The organism is Antarctobacter sp., from assembly GCF_048262615.1.
Lineage (GTDB): Bacteria > Pseudomonadota > Alphaproteobacteria > Rhodobacterales > Rhodobacteraceae > Antarctobacter.
Genome location: NZ_JBLXFB010000012.1, coordinates 99720 through 113291 on the forward strand (window position 1 = coordinate 99720; position 13572 = coordinate 113291).

The window sequence follows — 13572 nt, forward strand, 5'->3', positions numbered from 1 at the left end:
TTACCAATCGTCAACCTTTGCCCCCGCGCCTTTCCGGTGTCAGGCGATCAGGATCATGTCAGGATCATGTCTTCGGTGACGGCATCCAGATCGGTATTCGCAAAGATCACGGTCTCTGCTCCCAGCGTCAGGACAACGTCCGCGCCCTGCTGTTCCATCGCATCCAGAATCTGGGCGGGGCTTTGGCCGAAGGCGCTGAAATCCAGCCTGTCCCAGAGTTCAAGGTCGGTCACGGTGACTGTGCTGGCCTGACCGTCATCGAGAAAGATGAAACTGTCGGAAAACAGACCCCCGGCGACAACCGCGTCGCCGGGGCCTATGCGGATCTGGTCATGCGGACCGACCGCGTCGATGAAGGCGCGCAGATCATCCGCCGTGGCGGCGATGAATTCGCGCGAGTCCACGAAGAAGCGCACCAGTTTCTCGCGGGTCATGCCCCCGTCCAGCGCCTCTAGCCAGCCTTGCAGCCCGTTCGGGTCGGGCCCCCGCCCCAGCACGTTGTCATAGAGCAGCGTGACAAACTGCTGGTCGGTCGTCGCGCCGTAGACCCGCTGGAATTCCGGCGAAGCCATGAACCGTTCAATGACATCGTCAAGGCTGAGCGCGCCGCGCGCAAGACCGTCGATCCAGCCCAGCAACCCGCCGGTGTCGGGTTCACGGTCCAGAATGGCGAGATAGAGGCGATAGACCTCGTCGGTCCAGCCGTTGGCGGTGTGGGCGATGTCGTATCCTGTCTGCGCGGCGGCGCTGCGGGTGACGTGCTCGGGGCTTTCGGCGAAGTGCAGGACCACCTGTGCGCGGCTCATCCCGTCCTGAAGCGCCGCGATCCATCCGTCGAGGCCGATCTGGTCCGGTGCGCGGTTCAGGACGTTGAGATAAAGCAGGGTGACGAACTCGGCATTTGTCGTGTCGCCGTAGGTTTCCTGAAACTCCGGCGAGGCGACGAAATCAGAGGCCGCCCGAAGCAACGTGATCTCGGCTTGCGTCAGCCGTTCTGCCCATGACTGATGCCCGTTCCAATCCGGTTCGCGCCCGAAAACGGCGGCGTACAGGCGGTAAATCTGGGCCGACACCTGGGTGTGCACCAGCGTGCGCCCGTCCCCGTACAGCAGGTCATGGCCGCCCGACCCGATCACCGTGTCCGCGCCTTGGGCACCGACAAGGATATCGGCGGCGGGCGTTCCCAGAACGATGTCCGCCGCATCGCTGGCAACAACCGGTCCTTCGGGAAACGCATGCAACGGCGTGAACGGGACCGCGTCCGACACATTGTTGTGCAGCACCCGTTCACCGGGCGAAGGATCGAGACGCTGAAACAAAAACGCCTGCTCACCGGCAAAATACAGGTTGTTCAGGTCCACCTGGACCAAGGGGCCGCCTGTCGAGCCTTGCCCGGCACCGCCCCAGTCGAAACCGGGCGTTGACCATGTCGCAAGGAAGAGATCGGCGGAGTCGAGCATCTGGTCGCCGGACACGTACAAATTGCCGGTGGTCCCGATAGGGGCCCGGACTTTGTGCAAATAACTAGTTGGAACCGTGTCCCAATCGACATCGACCATCGACACCCAAGCGGTCAGTGAAACAACACCGGGTTCGGTTTCGTCCAGCAACTCAAGACGCCCTGCGAAATCGACCACCGGCGGTTCGTCAAGGTAGACCTCGACAACCCGAGAGGTGTTGTTTGACAGATTTTCGTCCGGATATCCCGAAACGGGCCGGACAATCGCACCCAGATAGTAACGGCCCGGTTCGAGCCCCAGCGCCTCTCTGTCGAAGGTCGCGTTGTCCACAATGATCCGAAGCTGGTGATCGACGGCAATCCCGATGTTGACGTTATGGCTGAAGGCCAGGGTATCAGCTTCTGAGATCGTGGTATCGGAGGACAAGTAAAAGTCGATGGCAAAACGACCTGCGCCAAATTTCCCGATATTGCCAATGACCGCATCAAAGCCAAAGCTTCCACCGTCGTAGATCGTGCCTACCTGAACGGGGTCATGGTAGCTGGGTGGAAGGTCGCGGAAATACGAGGATCTTCCGAAAACGGCCTCGATGTCGACGAAGGTCAGGTCTGTTTCGAAAACAGTCACATCCACGCCGGTGAGTTTATATCCGGTGCCCGTCGTATTGGACATCCGCAGATAATACGTGCCACTCGTTACAGGTGTGAAATCTGTACCGTCTTCGTTACCGGTGTGCGAGTAGAGCGTTCTGCCGCTGGAATTGACGATCTCGAACCGTCCATAAGTTTGAGTCGAGCCTGTCAGTTCTGACCGGAAATTGTACTCTCGCCCGCCAATCAAGTTGACCGCCACCATATCGTACCAGTCGCGTTCAAAGCTGAGCCCGCCGGAAAATGTCACGGCCTGCCCCGGAAGCGGAGTGGGAAGCAGGACCGGTGTGGTCAGGGCATTGGGCAAGTCCCCGTCGGGTAATGCAAGCGACTGTTCATTGCTACCGTTGGCGACAAGAAAGCGAGTCGTGGGAACTGCCATAAAACTGTCCTTGGTGTCCGATACGAGAGGCTGAAAATCGGTTATCACGGGTGAATGCGGTCTCTTTGGCTCAAATAAGCGTCAGGCGCCGCAGTTCGTCAACCGTGCCCGTCCGTCCGGTCGGAAACGCGGACCGGATGGTTTGGTGTGGGCCTCTTTCATACTGCGGAAAATCTGAGGGTTGCAGGAGGGATGCCCGCTGTCGCCATGGGATCGTGTTTCTGTCCGGCCGTATTGTCAGCCCGGCTCTGCGCCCTCGTCGATCTGGTCTATCCAGACTTCGAACCCGGTCAGGTCATGCCGCCCAAAGCTGTGGACCATGGGCACATCCGCCGCATCACAGCCGCGCGCGACCAGCACGCGGCCAAAGCGGGTGTCGTTGTTGCGCGGGTCGAATGTCCACCACTGGCCGCCAAGGTAGACCTCCATCCAGGCGGCGAAATCCATCGGGCGGATCTGTTCGGGCAGGCCGATGTCGCTGACGTAGCCGGTGCAATAGCGCGTGGGAATGTTCAGCGCCCGGCACAGCGCAACCGCCAGATGGGTGAAATCCCGGCACACGCCGACCCCTTCGTTCAGCGCCTCGACAGCGGTGCGGGTGGGGCGCGAGTGTTCATAGCCGAACCGGATATGGCCGTGGACAAAGTCGCAGACCGCCTGCACCCGCGCCCAGCCGGGCGGCGTCTGGCCGAACCTGTCCCAGGCAAACTCCGACAGCACGTCGCTTTCGCAATAGCGGCTGGGCAGCAGAAAGCCGAGATCCTCACCGGGCAGCTGTTCAACCGGGATCTGGGGCGCGTCCAGGCCCACCGGATCGGACAGGCCCGCGTCCAGCAGGGTGCCATCGGTCGAAACGGTCATCTGGCCCGGCGGGGCGACAATCCGCGAGCACCAGTTGCCGAACACATCGCGGTATGCCTCGATCGGGACGGCGGGATCGGTGCGCAGCAGGTCGGGCCGCTCCAGATCGCTGGCGCGCGAATAATGGACGTTGAGCAGAAAGATCATCGGCGTCGGTGCCGCCACCTCGAAGGAAATCCGGCATCCTAGTCTGATACGCATGGCGTCACGTCCGATCTGTGGTCGGTTCGGCCTCTGGGTCCCGCCGAGTGGCAGAATGTCCGGGCGCGGTTACGGTACGGTCATCCAAACACTATTCGGCCGCCGCGAAAAGGCAAAGGGCGCAGATCGCGGGGTAATCGTCGGATAATGCTGGAAAACTGTGCCCTGACGCGGCGCGCGCGGGGGGGCGGGCATATCTCAGGTCTGGCGCTGTGCCGGGATGATTTGTTGCGCGATGCCCGCGAACAACAGGTAGACCGAAGTGACCAGCAGCCCCCAATGCGCCCAGCTGGCGGGATGGAAATTCACCCAGGCCGCCCACCCGGCAAAGATGGTCCAGGCCAGCGCCACCGGCAGCGACACCGGACGCCACCGCTCTGTCCGGACCGGGTGAATGAACTTCAGCGGCAGGAACATCGCCACGGCCAGCAGCGTGACCAGCACAAGGATCACCCAGAACCCCGGTTCGATGGCGAACAGCACCAACACCAGCATGTTCCAGCACCCCGGAAACCCCTGAAAGGAATTGTCCGCCGTCTTCATCCGGTTGTCGGCGAAATACATCGCGCTGGAAAAGGTGATGAGGATGATCGCAAACCAGCCGGTCCAGCCCGGCAACAGGCCGGACTGAAACAGCGCAAAGGCCGGGATAAAGACATAGGTGAGATAGTCGATGATCAGGTCCAGCAGCACCCCGTCAAAGCGCGGCGCATGGGTCTTGACGTCGAATTTGCGCGCCAGCGGCCCGTCGATCCCGTCCACCGCAAAGGCCACCACCAGCCACAGAAACATCAGCGACCATTTCTCTTGCACCGCGGCCAGCATGGCGAGCATGGCAAAAACCGCTCCGGTCGCAGTCAGCAAGTGAACGGAAAGGGCACTTGTTTCGGGTTTGATACGTGGCGTCATGCAACCGTCATGGCGCAAATGCGCGAGGGTTGCAATTGTCCCGGCGCGCGGTGTGGCTTGCATCGTGCGGGGGCGGGGGACATATCCTAGGGGTCCGGAGACAGTCGGAGAGATTTGATGTTCAGAGCATTTGTTTGTTTCATTCTGCTGGCCCTGCCGGCGGGGGCCGAGGAACCGCGCATCCCGCAAAGCCCGGCCGAGATTTCCCTGAGTTTCGCGCCGCTGGTGAAACAGGCCGCCCCCGGCGTGGTCAATATCTATGCCCGTCGCATCGTCGATGCGCGCAGCCCCTTTGCCGACGATCCGGTCTTTGGCAATCTCTTCCGCGAGTTCCAGTCGCGCCCGCGGGTGCAGAACTCTCTGGGGTCGGGGGTGATCCTGTCAGAGGACGGGATCGTGGTGACGAACTATCATGTTGTCGGGCAGGCGACCGATATCCACGTCGTGCTGAACGACCGGCGCGAATACGACGCCGAGGTCCTGCTGGCGGATGAGGAATCGGATCTTGCCATCATGCGGCTGGCGGGGGCCAGCGACATGCCGCACCTGACGCTGCGCGACAGCGATACGGTTGAGGTGGGCGAACTGGTGCTGGCCATCGGCAACCCTTTCGGGGTGGGGCAGACCGTGTCGTCGGGGATCGTGTCGGGGCTGGCGCGGTCCGGCACCGCCACCGGCAATGCGCGCGGCTATTTCATCCAGACCGACGCGCCGATCAACCCCGGCAACTCTGGCGGCGCGCTGATCGACGTGGCGGGGCGGCTGATCGGGGTGAATACCTCGATCCTGACCCGCTCCGGTGGCTCGAACGGCATCGGCTTTGCCATCCCGTCGGCGCTGGTGGCGCAGTTTCTGGAGCAGGCGCAGGACGGGCACCGCCGGTTTCAACGGCCTTGGGCGGGTATGGTTGGCCAGCCGGTGAACGCGGAACTGTCCGACAGTCTTGGCCTGACGGTGCCGGGCGGTGTGGTGATTGCGGAACTGCGCCCCGGCAGCCCCTTTGACTCGGCGGGCCTGCGGGTGGGCGACGTGGTGGTGCGGGTCGACCGCGCGCCGGTCAACACCCCCGCCGAGATGCTGTTCCGCATGTCGGTGCGCGGGATCGGTCGTGCGGCAGAGGTGATCTATGTCCGGCAGGGACAGGAAAAGATCGCGCTGGTCGACATGATCGCGCCGCCTGACTCGCCGCCCCGCGACACCGTCAATCTGGGAGAGCTGAACACGCTGCCCGGCCTGCGGGTGGCGCGGGCAAACCCGGCGGTGATCGCGGAACTGGGCCTGCCCCATGACGCCGAGGGCGTGGTGGTGCTGGACCCCGGCCCCTACGGCACTCAGGTCGGACTGCAAACCGGTGACCGGATCGTGGGCATCAACGGTCGCCGGATCGACGCGCCGCGCGATGTCGGCCAGATGCTGCGCGGCGGCGGCGGTCGGGTGCAGATCGAGGTTCAGCGCGGCAATCGCCGCCTGCTGCTGCGATTCCGGGCCTGAACGGGTTGGCCGATCTCTTCGATACAGCGGGCAGCGCGCCCGAGACTCAGGCGCGGGCCGACAAGGCGCCGCGCCCCTTGGCCGACCGCTTGCGCCCGCAGACGCTGGACGAGGTGATCGGCCAGCGTCAGGTGCTGGGACCAGAGGCCCCGCTGGGCGTGATGCTGGCGGCGGGCACGTTGGGATCAATCGTGTTCTGGGGGCCGCCGGGGGTGGGCAAGACCACCATCGCGCGGCTGCTGGCCGATGCCACCGACCTGCATTTTGTCCAGATCAGCGCGATCTTTTCCGGCGTGCCGGAACTGCGCAAGGTGTTCGAGGCGGCCAAGCTGCGCCGCCGCACCGGGCAGGGCACGCTGCTGTTCGTCGACGAAATCCACCGCTTCAACAAGGCCCAGCAGGACAGCTTTCTGCCGCATATGGAGGACGGGACAATCCTGCTGGTGGGCGCGACCACGGAAAACCCCTCGTTTGAACTGAACGCCGCTTTGCTCAGCCGCGCGCAGGTGCTGGTGCTGGAACGGCTGGGGCAGGAGGATCTGGAGGCGCTGGTGACAAGGGCCGAGGCCGCGCTGGACCGCGCCCTGCCTTTGGAACCGGGCGCGCGCGCCGCGCTGCTGGACATGGCGGACGGTGACGGGCGGGCGCTCTTGAACCTTGTGGAACAGGTCACGTCTTGGCGGCTGGACGCGCCGCTGGACGTCAACGGCCTGAAAACCCGGCTGATGAAACGCGCCGCCGTCTACGACAAATCCGGCGATGGCCACTACAACCTGATCTCGGCGCTGCACAAATCGGTGCGCGGGTCGGACCCCGACGCGGCGCTCTACTGGTACGCCCGGATGCTGGAGGCGGGCGAAGACCCGCGCTACCTCGCCCGCCGCATCACCCGCATGGCGGTCGAGGATATCGGGCTGGCCGATCCGCAGGCGCAGGCGGTCTGCCTGCAAAGCTGGGAAACCTATGAACGGCTCGGCTCTCCCGAGGGGGAACTGGCCATCGCGCAGGCGCTGGTCTACATCGCGCTCGCCCCGAAATCGAACGCCGCCTATACCGCCTACAAGGCAGCGCGCCGCGCGGCCAAAGAAACCGGCAGCCTGATGCCCCCCAAACATATCCTGAACGCGCCCACCTCGCTGATGAAGGATCAGGGCTATGGCAAGGGCTACGCCTATGACCACGACGCCGAAGACGGGTTCTCCGGTCAGGACTATTTCCCCGACGGGATGGAGCGCGCCGCCTTCTACGAACCGGTTGAACGCGGGTTTGAACGGGACCTGCGCAAGCGTGTCGACTATTTCGCCCGCCTGCGCGCCCAGCGGACCAAGGACTGACCGCCGGGCTTCTTCTTTGTCCAAATACACCCGGGGGTTTGGGGGCAGCGCCCCCATCCGCCCTTGCGAAACCGCAGGCCGCTTGACTTCCGCACCCCGCACCGCCATGTCCGCGCGCATGACACCCATTCTGCAAGTCGCCCTTGGCGGCGCTCTTGGCGCATCCGCCCGCTACATGACCGGGATCGCGACCGCACGCCTGCTGGGCAAGGGATTTCCCTGGGGCACGTTGACGGTGAATATCCTTGGGTCTTTCCTTATGGGGGTGCTTGTCGTGGCGCTGCTGCATCTGAACGCCAACCGTTTTGCGCCGCTCTTGATGACCGGCCTTTTGGGCGGCTTCACCACGTTTTCGGCCTTCTCTCTGGACGCCATCACGCTTTATGAGCGGGGGCAGGTCGGGGTTGCGGCGGGCTATGTCGCGGCCTCTGTCGGTCTGTCCATCGCCGCCCTTATGGCCGGTTTGATCCTTGCAAGGAGTGTCGCCACATGAGCCGTGTTCAGACCGTGACCGTTGGGCCGGGCGACGGTGACCAGCGCCTTGACCGCTGGTTCAAGCGTCACTTTCCGCACGTCGCCCAGGGCCGCATCGAAAAGATGTGCCGCAAGGGAGAGTTGCGGGTGGATGGCGCGCGGGCCAAGGCCTCGACCCGCATCGAGGTCGGCCAGCAGGTGCGCATTCCGCCGCTGCCCGAACCGGGGGAGGTCGAAAGCGCGCCGGTCAAGCCCAGGGTGTCCGATCAGGATGCCGAGCTGATGCGGTCTTGCGTGATCTACCGCGACGACCACCTGATCGCCCTCAACAAGCCGCCCGGTCTGGCGACGCAGGGCGGCAGCAAGCAGACCCGCCATGTCGACGGCCTGTCAGAGGCGCTGAAGTTCGGCTATGACGAAAAACCGCGCCTTGTGCACCGGTTGGACAAGGATACCTCGGGCGTGTTGGTGCTGGCCCGCACGCGCGAGGCGGCCAAGGCGCTGACCGACGCGATCCGGCACAAGCTGACGCGCAAGATCTACTGGGCGCTCGTCGCCGGTGTGCCGGTGCCCTATCTGGGTGAGATCCGCTATGGCCTCGTCAAGGCGCCGGGTCACGGTCACCACGGCGAGGGCGAAAAGATGCTCTGCGTCCACCCGCGCGACATGAACACGACCGAGGGGGCCAAGCGGGCGCATACGCTGTATGCCACGCTCTACCGGGTCGCCAGCCGCGCGTCCTGGGTCGCGCTGGAGCCGATCACCGGGCGCACGCACCAGTTGCGCGCCCACATGGCAGAGATCGGGCACCCGATCATCGGCGACGGCAAATACGGCGGTTCGGGTCAGGAGAACCTTGGCGACGGCTGGGGCGCGCAACTGGGCGGGGACATCTCGCGCAAGCTGCACCTGCATGCGCGGTCAATGCGGTTTGAACATCCCTTCACCGGCAAGCCGCTGGCCCTGACGGCCAAGCTGCCCACCCATATGGCGCACAGCTGGGACACGCTGGGCTGGGAAGAAAGTTTTGCCGCCGACGATCCCTTTGAGGAACTGCAATGACCCTGCGGCTGGTGATCTTTGACGTCGACGGCACGCTGGTCGACAGTCAGGGCGATATTCTGGGGGCGATGAGCGCGGCCTTTGCCTCTGAAGGGCTGACCCGGCCCACGCGCGAAGAGATCCTTGCCATTGTCGGACTGTCCCTGCCGCAGGCATTTTCGGCGCTGGCGCCGGAACTGGGCCCGGTGCAGCGGACCCGGCTGGTCGAGGCCTACAAAGAGGCCTATGCCGATCTGCGCATGAAGGGCGGGCCGGAGGCCTCGCCGCTATATCCCGGCATTCCCGCCCTGCTGGACGCTCTGTCCGCCCGCGACGATGTGGTGCTGGGGATCGCCACGGGCAAGTCGCGGCGCGGGTTGACGGCGCTGTTGGAAAGCCACGGGCTGACGCAACGCTTTGTCACCCGGCAATGCGCCGACGACAACCCGTCAAAACCGCATCCCGCGATGCTGTTCACCGCCATCGACGAGGCCGGGGTCGAGGCCGAGCACGCGGTGATGATCGGCGACACCAGCTATGACATGGAAATGGCGCGCGCCGCGGGGATCGCGCGGATCGGCGTGACATGGGGCTATCACCCGCGGGAGGCGCTGGCCGATGCGCAGCACATCGTCGACGACGCGGCGGCGCTGGGCCGGACCATCGAGACGATGCTGGGAGAGATGCCATGAGCGAATGGGCCCCGAAACGGTTCTGGCAGAATGCCGAGGTCGCGGATACCGAGGCCGGGTATGCGGTCACGCTGGACGGGCGCGGGGTCAAGACTCCGGCCAAGACGCCGCTGGTGGTGCCGACAGAGGCGCTGGCGCGCGAGATTGCCGCCGAATGGGCGGCGCAGCAAGAGCGCGTGAATCCGAACACAATGCCCTTTACCCGTATGGCCAATTCGGCGCTGGACAAGGTCGCACCGCAGCACGCCGCGGTGGCGGATATGCTGGCCGCCTATGGCGACAGCGATCTGCTGTGTTACCGCGCCGATAGCCCCGAGGCGCTGGTGGACCGCCAGCAACAGGGCTGGGACCCGCTGCTGGACTGGGCAGAGGCGACCTTTGACGCGCGGCTGAGGCCGGTGGCCGGGGTCATGTATCACCCGCAGGACCCCGCCGCGCTGGCGCGGCTGACGGCTCCGGTGCATGGACAGTCCGCCTTTGCGCTGGCCGCCTTTCATGACCTTGTGTCGATGTCGGGATCGCTGGTGCTGGCGCTGGCGGTGATCCGGGGCGCTTGTGATCCGGCAGAGGCATGGGCGCTGTCGCGGATCGACGAGACATGGCAAGAAGAGCAGTGGGGCGTCGATGAAGACGCGGCAAAAGTTGCCCAAAGAAAACGCGGCGAGTTTCTGCACGCGGCGGTTTTCCATTCCATGTCGGACGGTTAGACTGTGTTTGTGCGGCGGGCCGCCAGCACGTCCGTTTGGCATCCTTGCTTGACCTTTGGGCGGGAATCCGCCCAAATTGTGCCAGCATGAGGGGTGGCGGAGCTGGAACCCCTCTGGTTTGGTGTGCCCGGTCTGGTGTGCCGGTTGGTAGGAAGCGAATCCAAGGATATAGAACGGCATGCTGAGGGTACTACTTTGCGCGGCGACCTTGCTGGCCTGTGCCGCCGGTGCGGCCTCGGCTGGCACGCTGGAGGATGTTCGCGAGCGCGAAAAGCTGACCTGCGGCGTCAATGCGGGGCTGATCGGCTTCGCCTCTCTGGATTCACGCAACGAATGGACCGGCTTTGACGTCGATCTCTGCCGCGCGCTGGCCGCGGCGGTGCTGGGCGATCCGACGGCGGTGAATTTCGTCGAGACCACAAACGCCACGCGGTTTCCGCTGCTGTTGTCGGGCGAACTGGATGTTCTGGTGCGCAACACCACGTGGAGTTTTGCGACCGATGTCGGGCTGAAGGTCGATTTTGCCGGGATCAACTACTACGACGGGCAGCGGTTCATGGTGCCCAAGGCGATGGGTGTCTCCTCGGGGACCGAGCTGAACGGCAAGCGCATCTGCTTGCAGCCCGATGCCAAGACAAAGATGAATCTCGACGAGTATTTCGCCCGCAACAACAGCAGCTATGAACGCGTCGAGGTCGACAGTCTGGCGCAGGCGCAGACGCTCTACCTTGAAGGCGAATGTGAGGTCTTTACCGCCGACGCCTCATCGCTGGCGGCGATCCGGGCGACCTTCAAGGCACCGGGGGATCATCTGTTGCTGGGCGACGTGATCTCGAAAGAGCCTTTGGGTCCGGTGGTGCGCCAAGGCGATGACGACTGGGCCGACGTGGTGCGCTGGGTTCTGAACGCGCTGATCTCGGCGGAGGAACTGGGGGTGACCTCGGTCAATATCGACGAGATGCGGGAAAGCACCAGCAACCCGGAAATCGCGCGCCTGCTGGGCACCGAGGGACGGATGGGCGAGATGCTGGGTCTGGACCCGCAATGGGCGGTGCGGGCGATCCGGGCGGGGGGCAACTATGGCGAGATCTTTGCCCGCAATATCGGGGAAACGACACCGATCGGCCTGTCACGCGGGCTGAACCTGCAATGGACCAATGGCGGGCTGCTGTATAGCCCGCCGTTTCGCTGAGGCCGCCCCGCGCGGATCAGGCCGGGGAAGGGGGCGTTGCCCCCGCCGCCTGTCGGCGCCTCCCCCAGCGTATTTTTACAGAGAAGAAGCCCGAGGTGCGGGTCCGTCGGTCAGGTCGCGCGGCACGACAAAGGCGCGGGCATGGCCGGTGCCGGGGCGCAGGTCTTTCCAGTCGTCGATGTCGAAACCGGCCACCAGCGTGGCGCAGGTCGGGTAGGCGGCAAAGCGCGGATGGTCCGGAGCGGTCTGGACAAGCGCCTCTGCCAAGCCCGCGATGCCGGGGTTGTGGGCCAGCATCATGACCGACGTGCCCTGCGCGGATTGCAGCACGTCCAGCAGGGTGTCCGGCGCGGCGAGATACAGCGCGCGTTCGAACCGGGTGGGCGCGGGGGTGTTCAGCAAGGCGAGCGTTTCGCGGGTACGGGCCGCGGTTGAGCACAGCACCTCGTCTGGCAGGTATCCGTGGTCCCGCAGCCAGTTGCCGATCGCCGGCGCGGCACGGCGGCCACGCTTGTTCAAGGGGCGGTCCTGGTCGGGTTTGTCGAAGCTCCAGTCGGATTTCGCGTGGCGGATCAGGATGAGCTGTTTCACGTGGCGGCATCTCCGAGGAAGGCGCGCATGTGGAAGGCGGATTGTTCGGGGCGGCGCGAAAAGCCCCGCGCCACCGGGCAGGCGCGGCGTACGAGGCAGCCTGCCGTGCGGCAGGGGGTGCCTGCCACGCTCGCGATATGGGCCTTGCAGCGGGCCACGTCATAGGTCTGGTCGGCGGCCAGCGCGCCGACGGGGCAGGCGGTCTCACAGGGGCGCGGGCAGGGGGCGCAGGGTTTGGAGGCGGGCGTCGTCGGCAGGGGCAGGCGGGCGGGCAGGGCGACCGCCGCGCGGTAGCTGATGAACAGGCCCGCCGCGTCGTGCACCAGCATCCCGACAGGCGAAGACCAGGCCCGGCCCGAGGTCAGCGCCCATGCGAGAAAGGGCGCGTAGGGCGGGCCGTCAGAGGGGAAAATCGCCGTACCGCCCCAATCGGCGGCCAAGGCGGAGACGACCCGCTTTGACCAGCGGTCAAGCGGGTCGCGCCCGCCGTCGAGGTATTCCGGGCTAAAGGCGAACAGCGGCCAGAAGCCGGGTTCGTCCGGGCCGAGCAGCAGCAGCGTGCCGGTGCCCTCGGGCGCACCGGCGTCGGCGCCGGGATGGAGCGCGCCGCGCACCCGCAGGCCTGCGCAAGCTGCGGCCTGATCGGCCTCGCGCAGCCCGGTTGGGATCATTCCTTCAACGGCGGGCGGTTGTCCGAGCGGATCATCGAGCCGGAGCCATGTTCGGTGAAAAGTTCCAGCAGGCAGGCATTTTGCACGCGCCCGTCGATGATGACCACGGCCCGCACGCCTGCGTCGATGGCCTTCAGCGCGGTTTCGGTCTTGGGGATCATGCCGCCCGCGATGACGCCTTCGTCGGTCAGGCGGCGCACGTCTTCGGGGGTCAGGGCGGTCAGCACGTTGCCATCCGTGCCCTTGACGCCCTGCACATCGGTGAGCAGCAGCAGGCGGTCGGCCTTGAGCGCGCCGGCGATGGCCCCTGCGGCGGTGTCGCCGTTCACGTTGTAGGTTTCGGTGACTTCGGTGCCGGTGCCGACAGGGGCCACAACCGGGATGATGCCCGCCTTGAACAGATCGCGCAGGACCTGAACGTTCATCTCGATGGGGCGACCGACAAAGCCCAGTTCGGGATCGTCCGGTTCACAGACCATCAGGTCGTCGTCCTTTCCGGAGAGGCCGACGGCGCGGCCGCCTTCGTCCATGATCGCCTGCACGATGCGCTTGTTCACGAGGCCGGTCAGCACCATCTCGACCACTTCGACGGTGGCCTTGTCGGTGACGCGCTTGCCACGGACAAACCGGCTTTCGATGCCCAGACGTTTCAACAGGTCGTTGATCATCGGACCGCCGCCGTGGACCACAATCGGGTTCACGCCGACCTGACGCATCAGCACGATGTCGCGGGCGAAGGCGGCCATGGCCTCATCATCGCCCATGGCGTTGCCGCCAAATTTCACCACCACGATCGCGCCGGTGTAGCGCTGTAGGTAGGGCAGAGCCTCGGAGAGGGTGCGGGCGGTGGCGATCCAGTCTCTGTTCATGTTCTGTTGTCTCATCTCGGGTCTTTCACGGAGCGGGCAAGGGCAGA

The 13572-nt window shown here is 65.1% G+C and carries 13 protein-coding genes; 7 read left to right on the forward strand and 6 right to left on the reverse strand.

What is annotated here, in order from left to right:
• Window positions 1-53 precede the first annotated feature (53 nt).
• The 3 genes from ACN0S5_RS14550 to ACN0S5_RS14560 all read right to left on the reverse strand — a co-directional run bounded on the left by ACN0S5_RS14550 (window position 54) and on the right by ACN0S5_RS14560 (window position 4463).
• A complete protein-coding gene (locus ACN0S5_RS14550; RefSeq protein ID WP_417209401.1) occupies window positions 54-2492 on the reverse strand; it encodes a DUF4214 domain-containing protein in 2439 nt (812 codons plus the stop codon).
• A gap of 237 nt (window positions 2493-2729) precedes the next feature.
• Window positions 2730-3554 carry a transglutaminase-like domain-containing protein gene (locus tag ACN0S5_RS14555; RefSeq protein WP_417209403.1) on the reverse strand — a complete coding sequence of 275 codons (825 nt, stop codon included), beginning with the start codon at window positions 3552-3554 and terminating at the stop codon, window positions 2730-2732.
• 198 nt (window positions 3555-3752) lie between these two features.
• Window positions 3753-4463 (reverse strand): CDP-alcohol phosphatidyltransferase family protein, encoded by a 711-nt coding sequence (locus tag ACN0S5_RS14560; RefSeq protein WP_417209404.1) that lies wholly within the window; start codon window positions 4461-4463, stop codon window positions 3753-3755.
• Between the two features lie 117 nt (window positions 4464-4580).
• Between ACN0S5_RS14560 and ACN0S5_RS14565 the strand changes: the two genes are divergently transcribed.
• The 7 genes from ACN0S5_RS14565 (at window position 4581) to ACN0S5_RS14595 (ending at window position 11394) form a co-directional block, all read left to right on the forward strand.
• Window positions 4581-5954 (forward strand): trypsin-like peptidase domain-containing protein, encoded by a 1374-nt coding sequence (locus tag ACN0S5_RS14565; protein WP_417209406.1) that lies wholly within the window; start codon window positions 4581-4583, stop codon window positions 5952-5954.
• Between the two features lie 5 nt (window positions 5955-5959).
• Window positions 5960-7288 carry a replication-associated recombination protein A gene (locus tag ACN0S5_RS14570; protein WP_417209407.1) on the forward strand — a complete coding sequence of 443 codons (1329 nt, stop codon included), beginning with the start codon at window positions 5960-5962 and terminating at the stop codon, window positions 7286-7288.
• Between the two features lie 118 nt (window positions 7289-7406).
• A complete protein-coding gene (crcB, locus tag ACN0S5_RS14575; protein ID WP_417209408.1) occupies window positions 7407-7781 on the forward strand; it encodes a fluoride efflux transporter CrcB in 375 nt (124 codons plus the stop codon).
• Complete coding sequence (locus tag ACN0S5_RS14580) at window positions 7778-8824, forward strand: RluA family pseudouridine synthase (protein WP_417209410.1); 1047 nt, start codon at window positions 7778-7780, stop codon at window positions 8822-8824. Before crcB ends, ACN0S5_RS14580 begins: the two co-directional genes overlap by 4 nt.
• The gene (locus ACN0S5_RS14585) at window positions 8821-9495 is read left to right on the forward strand and encodes an HAD-IA family hydrolase (protein ID WP_417209412.1); all 675 of its coding nucleotides are present in this window, start codon (window positions 8821-8823) and stop codon (window positions 9493-9495) included. The genes ACN0S5_RS14580 and ACN0S5_RS14585 overlap by 4 nt, the downstream gene beginning before the upstream one ends.
• The gene (locus tag ACN0S5_RS14590; RefSeq protein ID WP_417209414.1) at window positions 9492-10202 is read left to right on the forward strand and encodes an ATP12 family chaperone protein; all 711 of its coding nucleotides are present in this window, start codon (window positions 9492-9494) and stop codon (window positions 10200-10202) included. Before ACN0S5_RS14585 ends, ACN0S5_RS14590 begins: the two co-directional genes overlap by 4 nt.
• Before the next feature lie 178 nt (window positions 10203-10380).
• On the forward strand, window positions 10381-11394 hold the full coding sequence (locus ACN0S5_RS14595; protein ID WP_417209416.1) for an amino acid ABC transporter substrate-binding protein: 1014 nt from the start codon (window positions 10381-10383) through the stop codon (window positions 11392-11394).
• Window positions 11395-11469: 75 nt separating this feature from the next.
• Here ACN0S5_RS14595 and ACN0S5_RS14600 read toward each other — a convergent pair whose 3' ends face one another.
• Genes ACN0S5_RS14600 through argB form a run of 3 tightly spaced genes read right to left on the reverse strand, consistent with a single transcriptional unit; the run spans window position 11470 to window position 13540 of the window.
• Complete coding sequence (locus ACN0S5_RS14600) at window positions 11470-11985, reverse strand: SixA phosphatase family protein (RefSeq protein ID WP_417209417.1); 516 nt, start codon at window positions 11983-11985, stop codon at window positions 11470-11472.
• Window positions 11982-12656: a ferredoxin gene (locus ACN0S5_RS14605; protein ID WP_417209418.1), complete on the reverse strand. Its 675-nt coding sequence runs from the start codon at window positions 12654-12656 to the stop codon at window positions 11982-11984. The genes ACN0S5_RS14600 and ACN0S5_RS14605 overlap by 4 nt, the downstream gene beginning before the upstream one ends.
• Entirely contained in the window at window positions 12653-13540 is an 888-nt protein-coding gene (gene argB / locus ACN0S5_RS14610; RefSeq protein ID WP_417209419.1) for an acetylglutamate kinase, read from the reverse strand. Before argB ends, ACN0S5_RS14605 begins: the two co-directional genes overlap by 4 nt.
• Window positions 13541-13572 lie beyond the last annotated feature (32 nt).

What these genes read in the sequence shown, in the direction of transcription:
- ACN0S5_RS14550 (WP_417209401.1), bottom strand. Translation starts at nt 2,492, where the DNA reads ATGGCAGTTCCCACGACTCGCTTTCTTGTCGCCAACGGTAGCAATGAA.
- ACN0S5_RS14555 (WP_417209403.1), bottom strand. Translation starts at nt 3,554, where the DNA reads ATGCGTATCAGACTAGGATGCCGGATTTCCTTCGAGGTGGCGGCACCG.
- ACN0S5_RS14560 (WP_417209404.1), bottom strand. Translation starts at nt 4,463, where the DNA reads ATGACGCCACGTATCAAACCCGAAACAAGTGCCCTTTCCGTTCACTTG.
- ACN0S5_RS14565 (WP_417209406.1), top strand. Translation starts at nt 4,581, where the DNA reads ATGTTCAGAGCATTTGTTTGTTTCATTCTGCTGGCCCTGCCGGCGGGG.
- crcB (WP_417209408.1), top strand. Translation starts at nt 7,407, where the DNA reads ATGACACCCATTCTGCAAGTCGCCCTTGGCGGCGCTCTTGGCGCATCC.
- ACN0S5_RS14580 (WP_417209410.1), top strand. Translation starts at nt 7,778, where the DNA reads ATGAGCCGTGTTCAGACCGTGACCGTTGGGCCGGGCGACGGTGACCAG.
- ACN0S5_RS14585 (WP_417209412.1), top strand. Translation starts at nt 8,821, where the DNA reads ATGACCCTGCGGCTGGTGATCTTTGACGTCGACGGCACGCTGGTCGAC.
- ACN0S5_RS14590 (WP_417209414.1), top strand. Translation starts at nt 9,492, where the DNA reads ATGAGCGAATGGGCCCCGAAACGGTTCTGGCAGAATGCCGAGGTCGCG.
- ACN0S5_RS14595 (WP_417209416.1), top strand. Translation starts at nt 10,381, where the DNA reads ATGCTGAGGGTACTACTTTGCGCGGCGACCTTGCTGGCCTGTGCCGCC.
- ACN0S5_RS14605 (WP_417209418.1), bottom strand. Translation starts at nt 12,656, where the DNA reads ATGATCCCAACCGGGCTGCGCGAGGCCGATCAGGCCGCAGCTTGCGCA.
- argB (WP_417209419.1), bottom strand. Translation starts at nt 13,540, where the DNA reads ATGAGACAACAGAACATGAACAGAGACTGGATCGCCACCGCCCGCACC.